Annotated in this window: 13 protein-coding genes and 1 riboswitch; of the genes, 6 read left to right on the forward strand and 7 right to left on the reverse strand. The window is 45.4% G+C overall.

From position 1 onward, the window contains the following. Nucleotides 1–5: 5 nt before the first annotated feature. From KUL49_RS11330 to KUL49_RS11345, 4 genes are all read right to left on the reverse strand, one after another. Nucleotides 6–770 carry a zinc-dependent metalloprotease family protein gene (locus tag KUL49_RS11330; RefSeq protein WP_014950692.1) on the reverse strand — a complete coding sequence of 255 codons (765 nt, stop codon included), beginning with the start codon at nucleotides 768–770 and terminating at the stop codon, nucleotides 6–8. Nucleotides 771–840: 70 nt separating this feature from the next. Further along, a complete protein-coding gene (locus KUL49_RS11335; RefSeq protein WP_131137331.1) occupies nucleotides 841–1,563 on the reverse strand; it encodes a hypothetical protein in 723 nt (240 codons plus the stop codon). 530 nt (nucleotides 1,564–2,093) lie between these two features. Continuing rightward, the gene (gene mmsB, locus KUL49_RS11340; protein ID WP_242633809.1) at nucleotides 2,094–2,969 is read right to left on the reverse strand and encodes a 3-hydroxyisobutyrate dehydrogenase; all 876 of its coding nucleotides are present in this window, start codon (nucleotides 2,967–2,969) and stop codon (nucleotides 2,094–2,096) included. Between the two features lie 14 nt (nucleotides 2,970–2,983). Continuing rightward, nucleotides 2,984–4,483 (reverse strand): CoA-acylating methylmalonate-semialdehyde dehydrogenase, encoded by a 1,500-nt coding sequence (locus KUL49_RS11345; RefSeq protein WP_131137333.1) that lies wholly within the window; start codon nucleotides 4,481–4,483, stop codon nucleotides 2,984–2,986. 98 nt (nucleotides 4,484–4,581) lie between these two features. Between KUL49_RS11345 and KUL49_RS11350 the strand changes: the two genes are divergently transcribed. Continuing rightward, nucleotides 4,582–5,466, forward strand: a complete 885-nt coding sequence (locus KUL49_RS11350; RefSeq protein ID WP_014950688.1) for a LysR family transcriptional regulator — start codon at nucleotides 4,582–4,584, stop codon at nucleotides 5,464–5,466. A gap of 266 nt (nucleotides 5,467–5,732) precedes the next feature. Beyond that, nucleotides 5,733–7,049, forward strand: coding sequence for a PAS domain-containing methyl-accepting chemotaxis protein (locus KUL49_RS11355; protein WP_014950687.1), 1,317 nt, complete (start codon nucleotides 5,733–5,735; stop codon nucleotides 7,047–7,049). 105 nt (nucleotides 7,050–7,154) lie between these two features. On the opposite strand, the gene KUL49_RS11360 is transcribed toward KUL49_RS11355, so the two are convergent. Beyond that, on the reverse strand, nucleotides 7,155–8,087 hold the full coding sequence (locus tag KUL49_RS11360) for an AEC family transporter (RefSeq protein ID WP_131137334.1): 933 nt from the start codon (nucleotides 8,085–8,087) through the stop codon (nucleotides 7,155–7,157). 184 nt (nucleotides 8,088–8,271) lie between these two features. Between KUL49_RS11360 and KUL49_RS11365 the strand changes: the two genes are divergently transcribed. From KUL49_RS11365 to KUL49_RS11375, 3 genes are all read left to right on the forward strand, one after another. Next, complete coding sequence (locus tag KUL49_RS11365) at nucleotides 8,272–10,020, forward strand: diguanylate cyclase (RefSeq protein WP_131137335.1); 1,749 nt, start codon at nucleotides 8,272–8,274, stop codon at nucleotides 10,018–10,020. A gap of 105 nt (nucleotides 10,021–10,125) precedes the next feature. Beyond that, a complete protein-coding gene (locus tag KUL49_RS11370; protein WP_131137336.1) occupies nucleotides 10,126–11,244 on the forward strand; it encodes an adenosylhomocysteinase in 1,119 nt (372 codons plus the stop codon). Between the two features lie 185 nt (nucleotides 11,245–11,429). Beyond that, complete coding sequence (locus tag KUL49_RS11375; RefSeq protein ID WP_131137337.1) at nucleotides 11,430–12,635, forward strand: Xaa-Pro peptidase family protein; 1,206 nt, start codon at nucleotides 11,430–11,432, stop codon at nucleotides 12,633–12,635. 26 nt (nucleotides 12,636–12,661) lie between these two features. Here the strand turns inward: KUL49_RS11375 and KUL49_RS11380 are convergent, their stop codons facing one another. Together KUL49_RS11380 and KUL49_RS11385 are read right to left on the reverse strand one after the other, a co-directional pair. Then, on the reverse strand, nucleotides 12,662–14,365 hold the full coding sequence (locus KUL49_RS11380; RefSeq protein WP_131137338.1) for a YdiU family protein: 1,704 nt from the start codon (nucleotides 14,363–14,365) through the stop codon (nucleotides 12,662–12,664). A gap of 113 nt (nucleotides 14,366–14,478) precedes the next feature. Beyond that, nucleotides 14,479–15,036: a DUF1439 domain-containing protein gene (locus KUL49_RS11385; RefSeq protein ID WP_131137339.1), complete on the reverse strand. Its 558-nt coding sequence runs from the start codon at nucleotides 15,034–15,036 to the stop codon at nucleotides 14,479–14,481. 351 nt (nucleotides 15,037–15,387) lie between these two features. Continuing rightward, nucleotides 15,388–15,514: riboswitch (yybP-ykoY riboswitch) on the forward strand. 53 nt (nucleotides 15,515–15,567) lie between these two features. On the opposite strand from KUL49_RS11385, the gene KUL49_RS11390 reads away from it, so the two are divergent. Further along, on the forward strand, nucleotides 15,568–16,125 hold the full coding sequence (locus tag KUL49_RS11390; RefSeq protein WP_131137340.1) for a manganese efflux pump MntP family protein: 558 nt from the start codon (nucleotides 15,568–15,570) through the stop codon (nucleotides 16,123–16,125). Nucleotides 16,126–16,189 lie beyond the last annotated feature (64 nt).

Consider the following 16,189-nt stretch of genomic DNA (forward strand, 5'->3'; position numbering starts at 1 on the left):
CTTACTTAGAAGTAGTTAGCAATTTGGTTAATAACCGCATTTACTGCGCGGTAAGCATTAGATTCGTTTTCAACGCCACAGGCTTGGCCATTACAGCCTGACCAGTAAGGGTCAGAGAAATAGTCTAGCTGGGTGGCACTACCGAACGCCTGAGGATAGGCCATGATAGTTGAGAAGTTATTATCAACGCCGTGACCGATACCATCATTATATACACCGCCTACTGAACCTTGGCGAACAGAGTGGCCTAAGCCCATGTTGTGACCGAGTTCATGAACAAATGTGGACAGACCGCAATCAACGGCGCTGATGCTGTACATGCGGCTTTGCGAGCTAGAGTACAGTGTACCGTTGTTGCCTTGACCTACCCAGCCAATGCCGCACACGTAACCCACTAGCTGACCGCCTTCATAAATGTTTTCACGATTACCTAAAAGCACAACCATGTCTGCGCCGTTTGAAGATCGTGCGTTTTGCACACCACTGCTATCAGTTAACAAGTCTAGCGCACTTTCGGTAGGTTGAAGGTCGCTAGATGTAGCAGCAGAAGACTGAGCGCCCACTAAACGCAACTGTAAATCTACCGCATTATTTTGATAAACACGGTTGGCGTGTGAGATGTATTGGTTAATTTTAGTGTCGATATTAGACACATTATTTGCAGCAGGTTGGGTGTAAAGCACCATTACATCGATGGTGGCTGCTGTTACTGATGTTGCACAAAGCAGTGAAACTGCCATTGCCGTTAAACACTTAAATGTGTGTTTCATTTTTATTTCCTTCTTGTTGTTTTATTTGAGCTTGTTGAATTTCCTGTGAAGCTCAACAGGCACTAGGGGATTAGTTTTGACCGAGATCGAAGACTTCTTCAGCGTTGTCGTCGCTAAGCGGGCGTTTGCTGTCGGGTTCACGTTCGATGTGGTTTTGCATCATTGAAGACTTTGGTGCGATCCACGCGTATTTATCATTGCCTTCAAGCACGAACACGTCGCGAGGCGTGGCTAAGTTTCCGTAGGTGGCGTTTTCGCCAAGCGTTATAACGGCGGCGTAGAGAGAGCCCGCACCTGGGATGTGGGCCTCTACGGTACGATCGCCGTTTGGATGAGTGACAACGTGGTCAACTTCACCGGTGTAACTGCCACCGAACTGTGGGATGTATAAATCGAGATACTCGCCAACTTCTACCGTCATTAATTCTTCACGATCAAGCTCAATGTAAGCTTCATCGGTTACGTCAGCGGGAATATAGCCTTCTGCTTCAAGTACCTTTTTGCCATCTTCTGATGTTGTCCAGACGATGGTGTCTTTCTCTGATTTACCGTTAGTAGTAGTTGTAGCCTGAGCTTTTAGCTCGGCTTCATTTTTGGGTTTGAAGTTATCGACACCGGTCGATAACACTTTGCCGTTTCGTTGCTTAGTAACAGTGCTTTCATTACCAACAGATTTTGTTTCATTTTGGGCTGCTGTTACCTCTTTTTTGTCCGAGGGAGAATTATCGACAAAGGCGAAAATACAACCAATAGCTACAATTGCCGTCGAAGCGGCAACAATACGCTTTTTCATAGTGTGTTCCTTTTATTTTTACTTACTGAATTTAGGAAATTGAACGTTAGAAATTAGCGACACTCTGCTTCTCAAAGCGCGCTCTAAGTGAGCGATATAGAGAACCAATGTGTTTAGTGAAATTGCTTAGTGAATTAAGTAAGTCATTAAAACGTATAACATTTTCACGGTTATAAAAGTATCGCTTTGCATAAGGGTGTATAAAATTTAGCCCTTTAATGCAGTGTAAATTTCTTAGGCTAAATACGGGACTGCAAGATGTAGACCGAACGCCGAATTGGCTCGTTTTGACCATGTGAGTGAGAACGAATAGCCACCTAAAAATGGCTTCTGGATGATGAAAAGGGAACACCAAATAACAAAGGAACAATTCCGCTTGGTAAAGGAGCTAGCGAGGTAGCAACAGCGCAAAAACAAGCGGGATAAGTAGGGAAAAGATAAAAAAAGAGCGAGTAAAATCCTTTACTCGCTCAGTAAGAAGGCCACCTCTTCTGAGGGAAAGTAGCCGTCGGAGAACTGTTGGTTTTCTCTTACGCTAATCGGTTGATTATTGAAGAGAAATCCATGCCTGCATTGCCTTCTTCGCAATGCATTTCAAACCACTTTGCAGCAAGCTCACCCATAGGTACCTGCGCATTTACACCCTTCGCGCCCTGCATGGCCAGCCCCAAGTCTTTGAGCATAAGCGCCGAAGCGAAACCGCCGGCAAAATCGTTATCAGCAGGGCTTTGTGGCCCTACACCTTTTACAGGGCAGTAGGTGGTCATTGACCATGTCTGTCCCGAGGCATTTGACGCGATATCAAAGAACACTTGCGCATCTAAGCCAAGTTTTTTTGCCAGCTGGAAGCTTTCACACGTCGCAATCATGGTCGCGCCAAGTAACATGTTGTTACAAATCTTTGCTGCTTGTCCCGCGCCATGGCCGCCCGCATGGACGATTTTTTTGCCCATTGCGCTAAGCACACCATGGGCTTTGTCAAAGGCATCAGCGTCGCCACCCACCATAAACGTGAGTGTGCCGCCCGCAGCCGCTGCAACACCACCAGAAACCGGCGCATCCAGCATTTTAAGGCCTTTTTTCTCTGCCAATTCTGACACACTCTTCGCCGTTTCTACGTCGATGGTGGAGCAATCAATAAGCAAGGTGCCTTCGCGGACAGAAGCCAAGATCTGATTTGAATAGATATCTTTTACGTGCTTGCCTGCTGGTAACATAGTGATAACGATGTCGGCCTCAGCAGCAGCTTGCTCGGTACTTTGCGCAATAGTGCAGCCTGCTTCTTTGGCTTTGGCCAGTGCCGCTTCGCTTAAGTCAAAAGCCAATACGTCGTAATCGTTCTTAACTAGGTTATCTGCCATCCCTGAGCCCATATTACCTAGGCCAATAAATGCAACTGTGGTCATAATAGTCTCCTCACTTAGCCCATGGTTGGAATAACAAAGGCGTTGTCGTTCGTATCTGAGCCATCAGGCCAGCGCTGCGTAATGGTCTTAACCTTGGTCCAGAATTTCACCCCTTCCATACCGTGCTGGTTGGTATCACCAAATGCAGAGCGCTTCCAGCCCCCAAAGGTGTGGTAAGCAACTGGCACAGGAATAGGCACGTTAATCCCAACCATGCCCACGTTTACACGTTGCGCAAATTCGCGCGCTGCATGGCCATTACGGGTGTACATAGCAACGCCATTACCGTATTGGTGGTCGCTTGCTAAGTTAACTGCTTCGTTGAAATCTTTCGCGCGTACCATTTGCAGTACTGGACCAAAAATCTCTTCTTGGTATGAACGCATGTCTTTGGTCACGTGGTCAAAGAACGTTGGGCCGATGAAGTAGCCTTGACTGTCGTCTGGGATTTGACTGGTTCTGCCGTCGTAAACAAGCTCAGCACCTTCTTCTATGCAAAGGTCGATATAGCCTTCAACGCGCTCTTTGTGAGCAGCAGTAACCACAGGGCCATAATGAGCGTTAGGATCTTCACTATGACTTACCAAAATGTCTTTAATAGCCGGAATAAGCTTGGCTTTCAGTTTCTCAGCGGTTTCATCGCCCACCGGAACGACAACCGGTAGCGCCATACAGCGTTCACCGGCACTGCCGTATGCAGCACCAACTAAGTCGGTTACCACCTGATCTAGATCTGCATCAGGCATTACAATGCCATGGTTTTTCGCGCCGCCCATGGCTTGAACGCGCTTACCAGCACGAGCGCCACGCTCGTACACGTAATTAGCGATATCAGAAGAGCCTACAAAGCTCACCGCCTTAATAGTTTGATGATCTAAAATACCATCAACCACTTCTTTGTTACCGTGTACAACGTTAAGTACACCTGCAGGAAGGCCTGCTTCAATCATAAGCTTTGCCAGTTCAACAGGTACTGACGGATCGCGCTCTGATGGCTTTAAAATGAACGCGTTACCGCAGGCAATTGCCACACCGAACATCCACATTGGGATCATGGCCGGGAAGTTAAATGGCGTAATACCTGCCACTACACCAAGTGCTTGGCGCATGGAGTACACATCGATTCCTGGGCCAGCTCCTTCGGTATACTCACCTTTTTGCGCATGAGGGATACCACAGGCAAACTCGATAACTTCAAGGCCACGCTGAATATCACCTTGCGCATCAACCAACACTTTACCGTGCTCGCTTGATAATAGTGCCGCTAAGCGATCGCGGTTTGCTTCAACTAACTCTTTAAACTTGAACATAACACGAGCGCGTCGTTGAGGATTTGTTGCTGCCCACTCAACCTGTGCAGCTTGGGCTGTTTCAATTGCATAGGCCAAAGTTGAAGTGTTAGCCAAACTTACTTCAGCCTGAACTTCACCTGTGTTGGGCGCAAATACCGACGCGGTATTTTCGCTGCTATCCTCAAAATCTTTACCTGCAATAAAGTGAACAATCTTTCTCATGACGTAGCTCCTGTAATTTTTAACAATATTGAAACCTTGTGTTTGCAAAGACAATACATATACTTGCAGTATGGTGCTGTAAAAATGCAGGTTTTTAAGTGAATTGGGACGACATGCGTTTATTTCTTGGTTTGGCAAGAAATGGTCGTGTAGCTATTGCAGCTAAAGGCTTGAAGGTAGACCCTACGACATTAATTCGTCGTGTAAAAAAACTGGAGGACTCATTAAATTGCAAGTTGTTCGAGCTAACTAAAAAGGGGTATGTGCTTACCACCCATGGCAGTGAGCTAGTTACGTATATTGAAAAAGCAGAGCATTACTTTCTAGAGGCACAAAATGAATTAGGTGATGAACGCTCGCATTTGGCAGGTACGATCAGAGTGAGTGTTTCTGAAGGTTTCGGTAGCTGGTTTTTGGCGCCTTTACTACCCGATTTTAAAAAGCAGTATCCGGGGATCAGTATTGAGCTTGTGGCAACCAGCGGCTTTTTAAACCTGAACAAACGAGAAGCCGATATGGCTATCTTGTTAGAAAAGCCCAGTAAAGGCTTGCTGGTTACACAAAAATTAACTGACTATAACCTTTATCTTTATACCCACCAGTCCCTTATCAGCGACAACGAACCACGAACATTACAAGAGCTCACCGCCTTCAATTTAGTGAGTTACGTGCCCGATTTGGTGTATGCGCCTCAATTAAAGTTCATTGAAGAGACTGCTTTGTCACAATTGAGTGCCCTTCGCAGCACCAGTATTAATGCGCAGTATCAAATGCTTGTAAATGGTGCAGGGGTGGGCATTTTGCCTAAATTTATGGCTGAAACTCAGCCAGGCTTAGTTCGACTCATTGAAAACGAGATTCACATTAAGCGTACATTCTGGCTGGCCACACACAAAGAAACTCATTCTCAAGCACGCTTTCAGGTATTTACAAAATGGCTTACAGATAAAGTTACACAATACCATTCAAAATTTCTCGACTAAAAAATTAGACGTTTATCTACTGTCTTTTGCAGGGTAAATATGTAAAAAATAGCGTAGCAGCGTCGAAAAACTCGCCACGCATTAATACAAGTGGCTGAATGTAGTCTAGGCTTTAATAAATTAGGCCGACACGTCCTAGTTAAAAAGACATTGTCTAGCGAACCGTTTGCTAAACCTTGTGTAGATTAATCAAATTATCGTTAAGGCAAGGTTAGTTACTGCCGATAAACGGCATATTACTGTAATTCTCTGTCAGGGAAGGCCCTATGTTCAATAAACACTTAGTGAAAGAAAACGAAGCGCTTCGCGAGGAGCTACATATACTCAAGCAAGTGCGAGATGGCTTGCGCGAAGAAATGATCTTTCTGAATCTTAATGAGCGTGGTGAAATTGAAGCCGTCAACGAGATGTTCGAGAAAGAGCTAGGTTACTCACTCTCTCAAGTGAAAGGGCATCGCTTCTTTGAATTTGTTCCCGAGATTGCCAGAAACACGCCTCACTTTAAAAAGCTGAAAGATTCTATCGAGCAGCGTGTTCATTACTGGGGGGCGATTGAGTTTCTTCGTGAAAATGGTGAAGAAGCGTGGTTAAGGGGCGTAGTTGAACCTATTTTTGATGGAAAAGGGAATATTCACAAATTCTCAGTCAACCTCAACGACCTCACGCGCACTATAGCCAACTCGAAAGAACACGAAGATTTGGTGGCCGCATTACATAAGTCAAATGCAGCGATTGAATTCGATTTAAACGGCAATATTCAAGACGCAAACGAAGCTTTCCTAAAAACCGTTAAGTACAGCCTTAATGACATTAAAGGTCAGCATCATAGAATCTTCTGTGATACCGAGTATGCGAATTCCCGCGAATATAAAACGTTTTGGGAACGACTTGCTCAGGGTGAATTCGTCGCAGGAAGATTTGAACGCTTCGACGCTCACGGCAACACTATTTGGCTGGAAGCCACCTATAACCCGATTTGTGATTCTCACGGTCGTATGTATAAAGTGGTTAAGCTGGCTACTGATATTACTGAGCAAGTGGCACGAGAAAATGCCGTGTCCAGTGCTGCTGATATCGCCTACCGTTCTTCAAACACAACGGATCAAATCGCCACGCGAGGAAAGGAAGTCATTAGCGAACTGCTTTCTGAAATGTCTTCGCTGTCGCAGCAAATGGATAGGGCAAAAGAGGGGATTAATGCGTTGGATGCTCAGTCTCAACAAATTGCCACTATTATCGGAAGTATCAGTGCTATTGCGGAACAAACCAACTTGCTTGCTCTAAATGCTGCGATTGAGGCGGCACGTGCTGGCGATCAGGGACGAGGTTTCGCTGTAGTTGCTGACGAGGTGCGTCAGTTAGCATCGCGTACAACCGAAGCCACAGAAGAAATCATCAATGTGGTTAAACACAACCAGACATTGGCCACCGACGCAGTAAATTTGGTTAATGAAGGTGATGAAAAGGCGCAATCAGGGCTCAACTATGCCAGAGAGGCGGGTGAAGTTATCGAACAAATTCAAGACGGTGCAAAAGAAGTCGTTGATGCAGTAGGCCAATTCAGCAGTCGACTGGGAAGCTAGTCACTATACCTGCGGTATCACGCCGCGATTACGAACATTTTAACTCTCGCTGAGTGGGTAATTATCTATGCGGACTGGTATAATATTTCTGCGACTATATAGCCATTATAAAAGCTTCAACTTACTTAATATTCCAAAGGCGAGGGCGGTAATAGGCAGAGATGCCAATGTGCTCACTGCGATGATACTTGCCGCCAAACGATAATCACCGCCTAAGTTTCTAACCATGACATAGCTTGCTGCAGCAGTAGGTGAAATGGCGAGAAGAAGAACAATGCCCAGTTCCATACCTCTAAATCCAAAAGCATAGGCAAACGCGACTAATATGGTGGGATAAACCACGCATTTACTGGTTGTGCTAAGCACAATGTTAAACCAGTCACTGGAGAATGAGCGGAACTGTAGGGAAGCACCGGTACAAATAAGTGCAAGTGGCAGTGTTAGCTGCGCAAAGTATTCACCGGTTTTTATCAAGGTGGTGGGCAATTGCAATTCGAAGTAAGAGAAGGGGAGCGCTGCCGCGATAGAAAGAATTAGCGGGTTTTTCGCCATGCCAGTAACTTGACCCAACAAAGAACGCGACGTGCCTTGATAAAAATTAAGAACAAAGACAGACAATACGTTAAATAATATAGTAATACACCCCATATAGACCGAGGCTACAGCAAGCCCTTCTTGCCCATAGGTATTGGCACAATAAGCAAGGCCAATAATGCCCATATTGGCTCTGAAACCGCCTTGTACAACCACACCTCTGGCTTTGTACGGATGTACGGTCAGATGAGAGGTAATCATCAGAGCGGCAAAAACAATGAGCGTGCCCATAACCCCAACGCCTATCAGTGATAGGTTGGCGGCTTTAGAAAAGTCTGCTCGCGCTATCGATAAAAATAACAGCGCAGGGAGCGCAACGTTAAATACCAGTTTAGATCCAGCTTCTATAAACCCTTCATTGAGCCATTTAATGCGAAAAAATAGCCATCCCATTAACAGAAGGATCAAAACAGGAATCAGCGTGCTGGTAATAAAACTAAGCATAAAAGATACGTAAGCCTTTACATGTGGAAACGAAACAACATAAAAACGCATTTGTAGAATATTGATGAATTTAACCTATTCACAAACGGTTTTGATAAGCGTAACTTAATATTTATATAAGAAAGGGTTGCCGATACAAAAGCTAGCCCTGTGTTCAAAAGCCCCTATTCAAAAGAATTGATGTATGAAAGCACTTCTTTTATTTATTGGTTTTGTAATAGTTAATTGCTTGTGGGGCGGGCTCTCTCACGCTTACGCTAAAAGTACTGCGTCTTTAGATAAAATGCAGTTAGTTAACGACAAGCTGTGGATGTATTACGAGGAAGGTAGTCAGCTTATTGCTGAAGACATCCTGACTAAATATCAGCAGAATACACTTATAAAAAATACTAAAGGGCGCGTTAGTTATGGGTTCACTGGTAACACGGTTTGGGGTGTGTTGGCTGTTGAATTAGATACATATGGTGTTCTTGTTACTCGTATTGCTAAAAATAGCCCAATAAACGTACCTTTTCTTCTTCTGAAAATAGAAATAGATAATGCGTGGCTAGACGATATCGACCTCTATTTTTTCGAAAACGGTCAAAGAAAGCGTCATGTAAAACTTGGTGATAATCAGGTGCATAGTGCTCGCTTTGACGACGCAAGAATGCCTTCCGTATTCTATCGATTTACCCAACCTGAAACGCTGGTGGTTTTTAGATTTTCCTCTGAAGATCCTATGACGATCCCCATATATGTAGGACCCCCAGTAGTTGCCAAAAACAAGACAACGGAAAATGCGTATTTTTATGGCGCGTTGTACGGCGCACTCGTTATTTTATTGGTCTACAACTTGGTTCTATACTCCTATCTTAAAGAACGGCGCTACCTGCTTTATTCCTTATACCTTCTCTCGTTTTTACTATTTAACTTCACATATACCGGTCATGGTTTCTGGTGGCTTTGGTCAGAATCGATATTCCTTCAACAGTGGCTTTTGCCCGCACTAATGTTTTTGTATTTGTTCAGTGCGGTAAGATTCACCATCGAGTTTCTTAATACCCAACTCTATCTACCAAAGCTCTATCGGTGTAGGAAGTATATCTATGGCGCATTGGGCGCACTCGCTGTCATCATTGTGTTGATTGGAAGTCGCTCTTTCGCGGTGATGTCGCAGCTTGCCGTTTTAACAACAATCGCGATTTGGATGTTGTTGATAGGAATTTTTGCCTACCGTAATGGCGACACATTAGCTAAATTTTTCCTTCCAGCCATTTTATGCGGAACCGGCGGTGCGATGGTGTCGAGTCTAGCCACATGGGGGCTTATTCCATACTCGAAATGGGCATTTAGAGGCATTGAAATCGGTATGGTGTTGGAAATGTCTTTGCTATCTATCTCACTGGCATTTAACTACAAACAAGTACAGCAAGCGCGCAGAAACGCCGAGCGTGATGCAAGGCTCGATCCACTTACGTCGCTTTATAATCGGCGAGCTTTTGAAGACTTGGTTTATCCTATTTGGGAGATGGGAAAGCGCAGTAATAAGTTCATGTCGGTTATGCTCATTGATATTGATTGGTTTAAAGGTATCAACGATAAATATGGTCACGACATGGGTGACAAGGTGCTGAAAAAAGTCGCTGAAGAAATTAAAGGGCAAGTTAGGGGCTCTGACATTACCTTTCGCTGGGGCGGCGAAGAGTTTTTGGTATTTTTGCCCAATACTCGGGTGCCTTACGCCAAGCAAATTGCCGAGAATCTCCGCGTACACCTTTTCACCCACGACATCAACAAATTCATACGAGTGACAGTAAGTATAGGTGTGGCAGGAACCTCGCCAGGCGAAGAGGATGTCAATGTTCTCATTAAACAGTCAGACCAAGCCTTGTACCTAGCGAAAGCAAAAGGTCGAAACAAAGTGGTGGTTTGGGAGGAAGATTCAGAATAAGAGAAAATAACCAATAGGAGAAATAAAGGGAAGTATCTAGCTGATTTATAAATACAGCATTCTCACGTATGATTCTGCTTTTCATTTTCTCAGAGTATCCTTTTCATGTACCAAGATTTTCAAGCAGAGTTGGCGTGGGCTAGCCTTCATATGCCGCGCACTCGTAATGCCATTGCATCACTTCCCGATCTGTCGAACGTTAAACTTGCTTGCAACATGCATTTAGATTTGAAAATGGCGCCTTTGGTTGAAGGGCTACTTTCACGAGGATGCGACATTTTTCTTACCACGTGTAACCCCACTACAGTGCAAGATGACGTGGTGTCTTATCTTGTTGATAAAGGCGCAACGGCCCATGCATGGCGTGATATGAGCGAGGCTGACTGGTCTGAGTCATTCGATAAAGCGCTGGCGTGGCAGCCTACCCATTTGTGTGAAATGGGCGCTGATCTGACAACTCGACTTCACGAAAATATAAAAGCAAATAAACCAGTACCGAGCATTGTATCGGGGTTAGAAGCAACGGGCTCTGGCATTAACCGTTTAAATGGTATGGCGCCAAACTATCCAATATTTAACTGGGATGATTTACCAGTAAAAGAAGGGCTTCACAACAGGCACATGGTGGGTTTAAGCGCATGGCAAACCTTCTTCCAAACCACTCATCTAACTCTGCACGAAAAAGTAGTGGTTGTTATTGGTTATGGTTTGGTAGGGCAGGGCGTTGCTGCCTCAGCAAAGGCGTTCGGGGCACAGGTTCAAGTAGCAGAACTTGATCCAGCAAGAGCGCTTCAGGCGAAATACGACGGCTGGCCAGTGGTTGATTTAAATGAGGCCGCTAGCCAGGCTGATGTTATTGCCACTGCAACTGGCGCGTATGGCGTGGTGAATTCGAGTCATCTAGACAACATGAAAGACGGAACGTTTATTTTAAACGTAGGCCATGTAGCCCAAGAAATTGATGTGCCTTACCTTAAAAACAATGCTACTCACAGTGAGCCAATGCCTTATGTAAATGCCTATAAACTGGGCGATAAAACACTGTATCTTCTAGCCGATGGCTCTATGTTTAACTTAACTGCGGGCTATGGTGACAGCATTAATGCCTTTGACGTAACTTTGGCTGTCATGGCTGCGGGCATCGGCTTTATCGTGAATGAAGGTGCAAAAAGCGAAAAAGGCTTGTACTTGTTACCAGAGGCTGCGTGGAAAAGTGCGCTTTAAAGCGCTGCGAATCATAAGAGAGTGTTTATCTTTAAGTACGCAGTACAAAAGGTCCAGCCAGCTCTGCTTATCTCGACATTCCTATTGAATGTTGTACAGTGAGCCCGTTTTAATAAATTCATAGTTAAGGCGGGCTGATAAGCACTTCAATAGACAATCAGCCTTGCGCCAGTGTAGGGAAAAAAATGGGCAAAATAATAGGCACAAAAACACCACAACAGGCTTTAGATAGCCTCGTCAACATGACAGGCGACCTTCGCCCCATAGAACTCTCTGAATACAACGCCCGTATTGCCAAGGCGCAGCATTATATGCAGGAAAATGGCATTGGTGCGCTCTACTTAAACGCTGGTACTAACTTAGCGTATTTTACAGGTATGCAGTGGTACGCCAGTGAGCGTTTAGTCGGTGCGCTCTTGCCTGCAAAAGGTGACCTTGTATATCTAGCTCCTACCTTTGAAATCGACTCTTTAAACGAACGTAAATTAGTGGAAGGCGACATAATTGGCTGGCAAGAGCACGAGAGCCCATATGCGCTTGTCATAGCTATGCTAGATAAACTAAACACCGCTGGTGGCGATAAGCTGGGTGTGGATGAGTCGACCCAGTTTTTTATCGTAGATGGTTTGAACAAGATGCTTGGCCAATCTTGGCAAATTATCAATGGTGCAGAGGTAACAGCACACTGTCGCATGCACAAATCTGAAAGTGAACTCGCGCTTATTCAACGCGCTATGGACATGACCCTAGCTGTGCACAAAGCGACTGCCAGTATGCTTTATGAAGGTATTACCACGACAGAAGTTGAAGCATTTATTAACGATGCACATAAGAAAGTGGGGGCCGCTGGTAACTATTTTTGCATTGTACTTTTTGGAAAAGCCACCTCGTTTCCCCACGGCGTTAAAGACCCTCAAGTACTAAAGAAGAACGACTTAGTATTGATTGATACTGGCTGTAAGGTGCATGGCTACCTCTCTGATATCACGAGAACCTATTGTTTTGGTGAGCCAACCGATAAGCAACGAGCATTATGGGAAAGCGAAAAGCGCGCGCAGCTTGCCGCATTTAACGCTGCAAAAGTTGGTGTTCCCTGTGGCGATGTGGATAAAGCCGCGCGAGACAGCTTAGCTAAAGATGGCTTAGGACCAGACTATAACTTACCAGGTTTGCCCCATCGAACCGGCCACGGCATAGGCATGGATATTCACGAATGGCCGTATTTGGTAAAAGACAATCCTCACCCGCTAGCATCTGGTATGTGTTTTAGTAACGAACCTATGATCGTAGTACCAAACGAGTTCGGTATTCGCTTAGAAGATCACTTTTATATGACCGAAGATGGCCCTGTGTGGTTTACTGAGCCTAGCGAATCGATTGACTCTTTATAAGTAAACTAAAATTAAGCTGCTCTTTCTTACGAAGAGCAGCTGTAGTGCGCGACTCCGCCTGCACTGAAAAATTCAAGTGGGCGCAGCTGGTAGTGCTTATTCTCTACCTCTTTTGATTGCTCATCATAAGGCGCAGTAAGTATCTTCTGAAGTTCGTGAATTGGCATAAAGTCACCTTTTTCTGCGGCTTTATAGGCAGGCACAATAAGCCATTCGCGCCATGTGAATTTAGGGTTTGCTTTGCGCATATTCTCTGCGGTAGCAGCAATAGCGTTTTTAACATCACCTTGTGTTTCGGCGTCCTTTTCAATGCGCTCAAGCCACGTTTGTAGCCATGTTTCCCATTCTGTCATGACCTCTGCTTTAGGCGGGTAGTAAAAGCTTTTCGTCAAGCTCGCCATATCTTCAGGCATTGACGATAGCTCTCGGAAAAACAGATTGTAGTCCACGCCTGTGCGCAGCATTAATTGCAGCAGCTTAATCAGCAAGTCGTGGTTGTAGCTGGCAATGCCAAGCTTTGTTGCCCACATACTCTCCATGGCGCGTTCCATCACGCCAGAAAAACCGTCGTTGATCTCGTTAAGCTTAGAGAGCTGTTCACTGTTGCCTTCAAGTAGCGGCATCAGTGAGCGACAGAACATATCAAAGTTCTTTTGCGCAGCAATGGGCTGGTTTAAAAACGAGAAGTGACGACCGCCGCCTGTCCAAGGTTGGTAGTCTGCTTCAAAAAACTCACAAAAGCCGAATGGCCCATAATCCAGCGTAAAACCTCCTGCGGCGCAGTTATCGCTATTAAAATTGCCCTGGCAATAACCGACGCGAACCCAACCAGAAACAAGACGCGTTAGCCGTTCTCGAAATAGTACAGCCAGCTTTACCACTTGCTCTTCAAACGGCGTGGTTGTGTCAATATCACTTGAGTACTCTCGCTCAATAAGGTGCTTAACAATGGCTTCTAGTTCGTTTAACGCTTCGCTGTGTTCGTTGCAGCGAGCTCGCCTAGCAAAAAGCTCTATTTGGCCTACGCGCAAAAAGGAGGGCGCCACGCGGGTGGATATGGCCGTTATATTTTCTACCATCACTTCAGGTTCATAGGAATGAGACCCTTCGCGATACCACGGCCTGTCTACCGTGTCTGATTCAGACATAAACAAGCTCAGCGAACGTGAGGTCGGAATGCCAAGCGCATGCATGTGTTCTTGCACTAAAAATTCGCGCACGCTTGAGCGCAATACGGCGCGCCCGTCTGCGCCGCGACAATAAGGCGTGCGACCAGCACCTTTTAACTGCATTTCCCAACGCTTGCCGTTTAATACCGCTTCAACAATAGAGATTGCGCGGCCATCACCGTAGCCGTTACCTGTTCTAAACGGGCACTGCTGTGTGTATTCCGTACCGTAAATAGAAAGTGCGTAGCCGGTTGCCCAGCCGAAGGGCTTCATTGGAGCAGGTACATCCGACATGTCCCCTGAGAACAACTGAGTGAAATCTTTAGATGTTGCCAAGCTATCGTCTAAGCCTAATTCGGCAAACAGCGTTTCGCTATGAGCAACGTACGTCGGTGCAGTTAATGGGGTCGGAGTAACTGGCACATAGTGACCTGAGAACACTTGGCGCGGGTCATGGTCGTCACCATCGCACGTCGACTGCGGGTCTGGGGTAAGGGTATTCAGCAAAGAGTAATCTACGTGCTTTGCGAATTCATCTAGTGTTTTGATACGTTCTGTCACTATGCCTGCCTATTTCACTGAATGGGAAAATCTGTTTGCGAGCATCGAGGCTCAGGTTACTTTTGCACCTTTAACCATTAACAATCTCGACACTTCATACGTTTTTTCAATGATTATTGTTTAGGTCGAAGTGCAAGCTGCCCTTGCTCTACAGTTAGCTGTAAAGGTACCGTTGAAAGCATGCTTACTGCTTTGTTCGCAGGGTCTAAGCGATAAACGGGGTTAGTGGCTAGATAGCCGTTGATGAGCTGCATGAATTCGCCACTTACAGGGGCTAAATTACCCTTAAAGCCGCCAGCATCAATTGTGCTATCAAGTAGAGACAATGAGCGCACAAAAATCGCTTTTTCTTCACTGTCGTAATAAGGCGTGCCTTCCAAAGCTAGACTTACTTTTGCAGGGTAGTTCAACCCAAATGCACTAATACGCGCCGTGGCAATAGCGCCTAGCTGAACCACGTCTCTGCCACCTGGGCCTATGGTTGCTGTCATATCTTCCACGTCTAAATAAAGAGGAATACCAGCAAGTGACGTTTGCTTTTGCAACTTACTCACTTGGCTATCAAGTACTTGTTCTAACTCGGCATTAGATACAGTGTAAACCGCCAGTTGAGAGAGAGTAGCGCAGCCTGCAAGAATGGCAACGAAGGCAATGGAAAGTAGAATTCTCATAAAAAAGTCTCTTTTAGCAATGAGTTGTCGAATTACACAGTGCGAGCCAGAAATACTGGCGCTGCAACAACGAAGTGCCTCTATTGTACGGGCTGAGGGAAGGGATGAACAATGAAATCGTTGACTCGCTAAGACAACGGCTTATTCAGGGAGTCCATGAGTAGGAGAGAGGTGCGAAGCGTAACGCTGAAAAAATACTTTCTTGCCGACAACTTAATAAAGTTGAGTAGTATGACTACTGGTGGAATATGTGCAATCGAAAGAGCGTGAACATGCCGTCATTTATATCTCAAGTTGGGCAGTTTGTCGCAATCAACTTGATTAGTTTATAGCGGCTGTATTACTGTAGGGCCCTCAGTTGGGGAGTAGCCTGTTTCCGTTTCAAATGGAAAAGTTTGTATCAACATAATTGGTCACATTACCATGGTACAAACACCTCTTGGTTGGCGAGACCATCGATAAGTCCACGCTTAAAGGTCAGGCGTGCGGATTTGTCGTGGACTCAATTAGCCTGACCGGAGTTCTAAAACTATGAGTATCTTCGCTCTTATCTTGCTAGCCTTTGCTATGTCAACAGATGCGTTTGCCGCAGCGATAGGCAAAGGTGTCAAAATCAATCGCCCTCGTCTAAGTTTTGCTCTCAAAATTGGCCTTTTGTTCGGACTCATAGAGGCAACAACCCCATTTATAGGCTGGTTCATTGGTCGCGCGGCGTCTTCATACGTTGAAGCATGGGATCATTGGATTGCGCTAATCATTCTTTCTGGTTTAGGTATTCATATGGTACTCGAGAGCCTGAAACCCGCAGAGGAAGAGTCGACGTCTCAAAAACAATCCTTTATTTTGTTGTGTATTACTGCGTTAGGCACGAGCATCGACGCAATGGCAGTGGGTGCAAGTCTCGCGCTAATTGACGTGAACATTGCTATTGCTGCGACGTTAATTGGGATAGCCACTTTTTCTATGGTAACTATTGGCATTATGTTGGACAGTGTTATGGGAACACTGATAGGTAAGCGAGCAGAGACATTTGGTGGCATTGTGCTTGTTTCGGTTGGTACTTGGATCTTTGTGAGTCACACACTCTAGTCATAAAAGAGGAAGGACAGTCATTTATCTTCAAGTTGTGATTGTAGAAATTTCTTGTGCGGTA

Origin of the sequence: Alteromonas sp. KUL17 (genome assembly GCF_006538305.1) — a bacterium.
GTDB lineage: Bacteria > Pseudomonadota > Gammaproteobacteria > Enterobacterales > Alteromonadaceae > Alteromonas > Alteromonas macleodii.

What these genes read in the sequence shown, in the direction of transcription:
- KUL49_RS11330 (WP_014950692.1), bottom strand. Translation starts at nt 770, where the DNA reads ATGAAACACACATTTAAGTGTTTAACGGCAATGGCAGTTTCACTGCTT.
- KUL49_RS11335 (WP_131137331.1), bottom strand. Translation starts at nt 1,563, where the DNA reads ATGAAAAAGCGTATTGTTGCCGCTTCGACGGCAATTGTAGCTATTGGT.
- mmsB (WP_242633809.1), bottom strand. Translation starts at nt 2,969, where the DNA reads ATGACCACAGTTGCATTTATTGGCCTAGGTAATATGGGCTCAGGGATG.
- KUL49_RS11345 (WP_131137333.1), bottom strand. Translation starts at nt 4,483, where the DNA reads ATGAGAAAGATTGTTCACTTTATTGCAGGTAAAGATTTTGAGGATAGC.
- KUL49_RS11355 (WP_014950687.1), top strand. Translation starts at nt 5,733, where the DNA reads ATGTTCAATAAACACTTAGTGAAAGAAAACGAAGCGCTTCGCGAGGAG.
- KUL49_RS11360 (WP_131137334.1), bottom strand. Translation starts at nt 8,087, where the DNA reads ATGCTTAGTTTTATTACCAGCACGCTGATTCCTGTTTTGATCCTTCTG.
- KUL49_RS11365 (WP_131137335.1), top strand. Translation starts at nt 8,272, where the DNA reads ATGAAAGCACTTCTTTTATTTATTGGTTTTGTAATAGTTAATTGCTTG.
- KUL49_RS11370 (WP_131137336.1), top strand. Translation starts at nt 10,126, where the DNA reads ATGTACCAAGATTTTCAAGCAGAGTTGGCGTGGGCTAGCCTTCATATG.
- KUL49_RS11375 (WP_131137337.1), top strand. Translation starts at nt 11,430, where the DNA reads ATGGGCAAAATAATAGGCACAAAAACACCACAACAGGCTTTAGATAGC.
- KUL49_RS11385 (WP_131137339.1), bottom strand. Translation starts at nt 15,036, where the DNA reads ATGAGAATTCTACTTTCCATTGCCTTCGTTGCCATTCTTGCAGGCTGC.
- KUL49_RS11390 (WP_131137340.1), top strand. Translation starts at nt 15,568, where the DNA reads ATGAGTATCTTCGCTCTTATCTTGCTAGCCTTTGCTATGTCAACAGAT.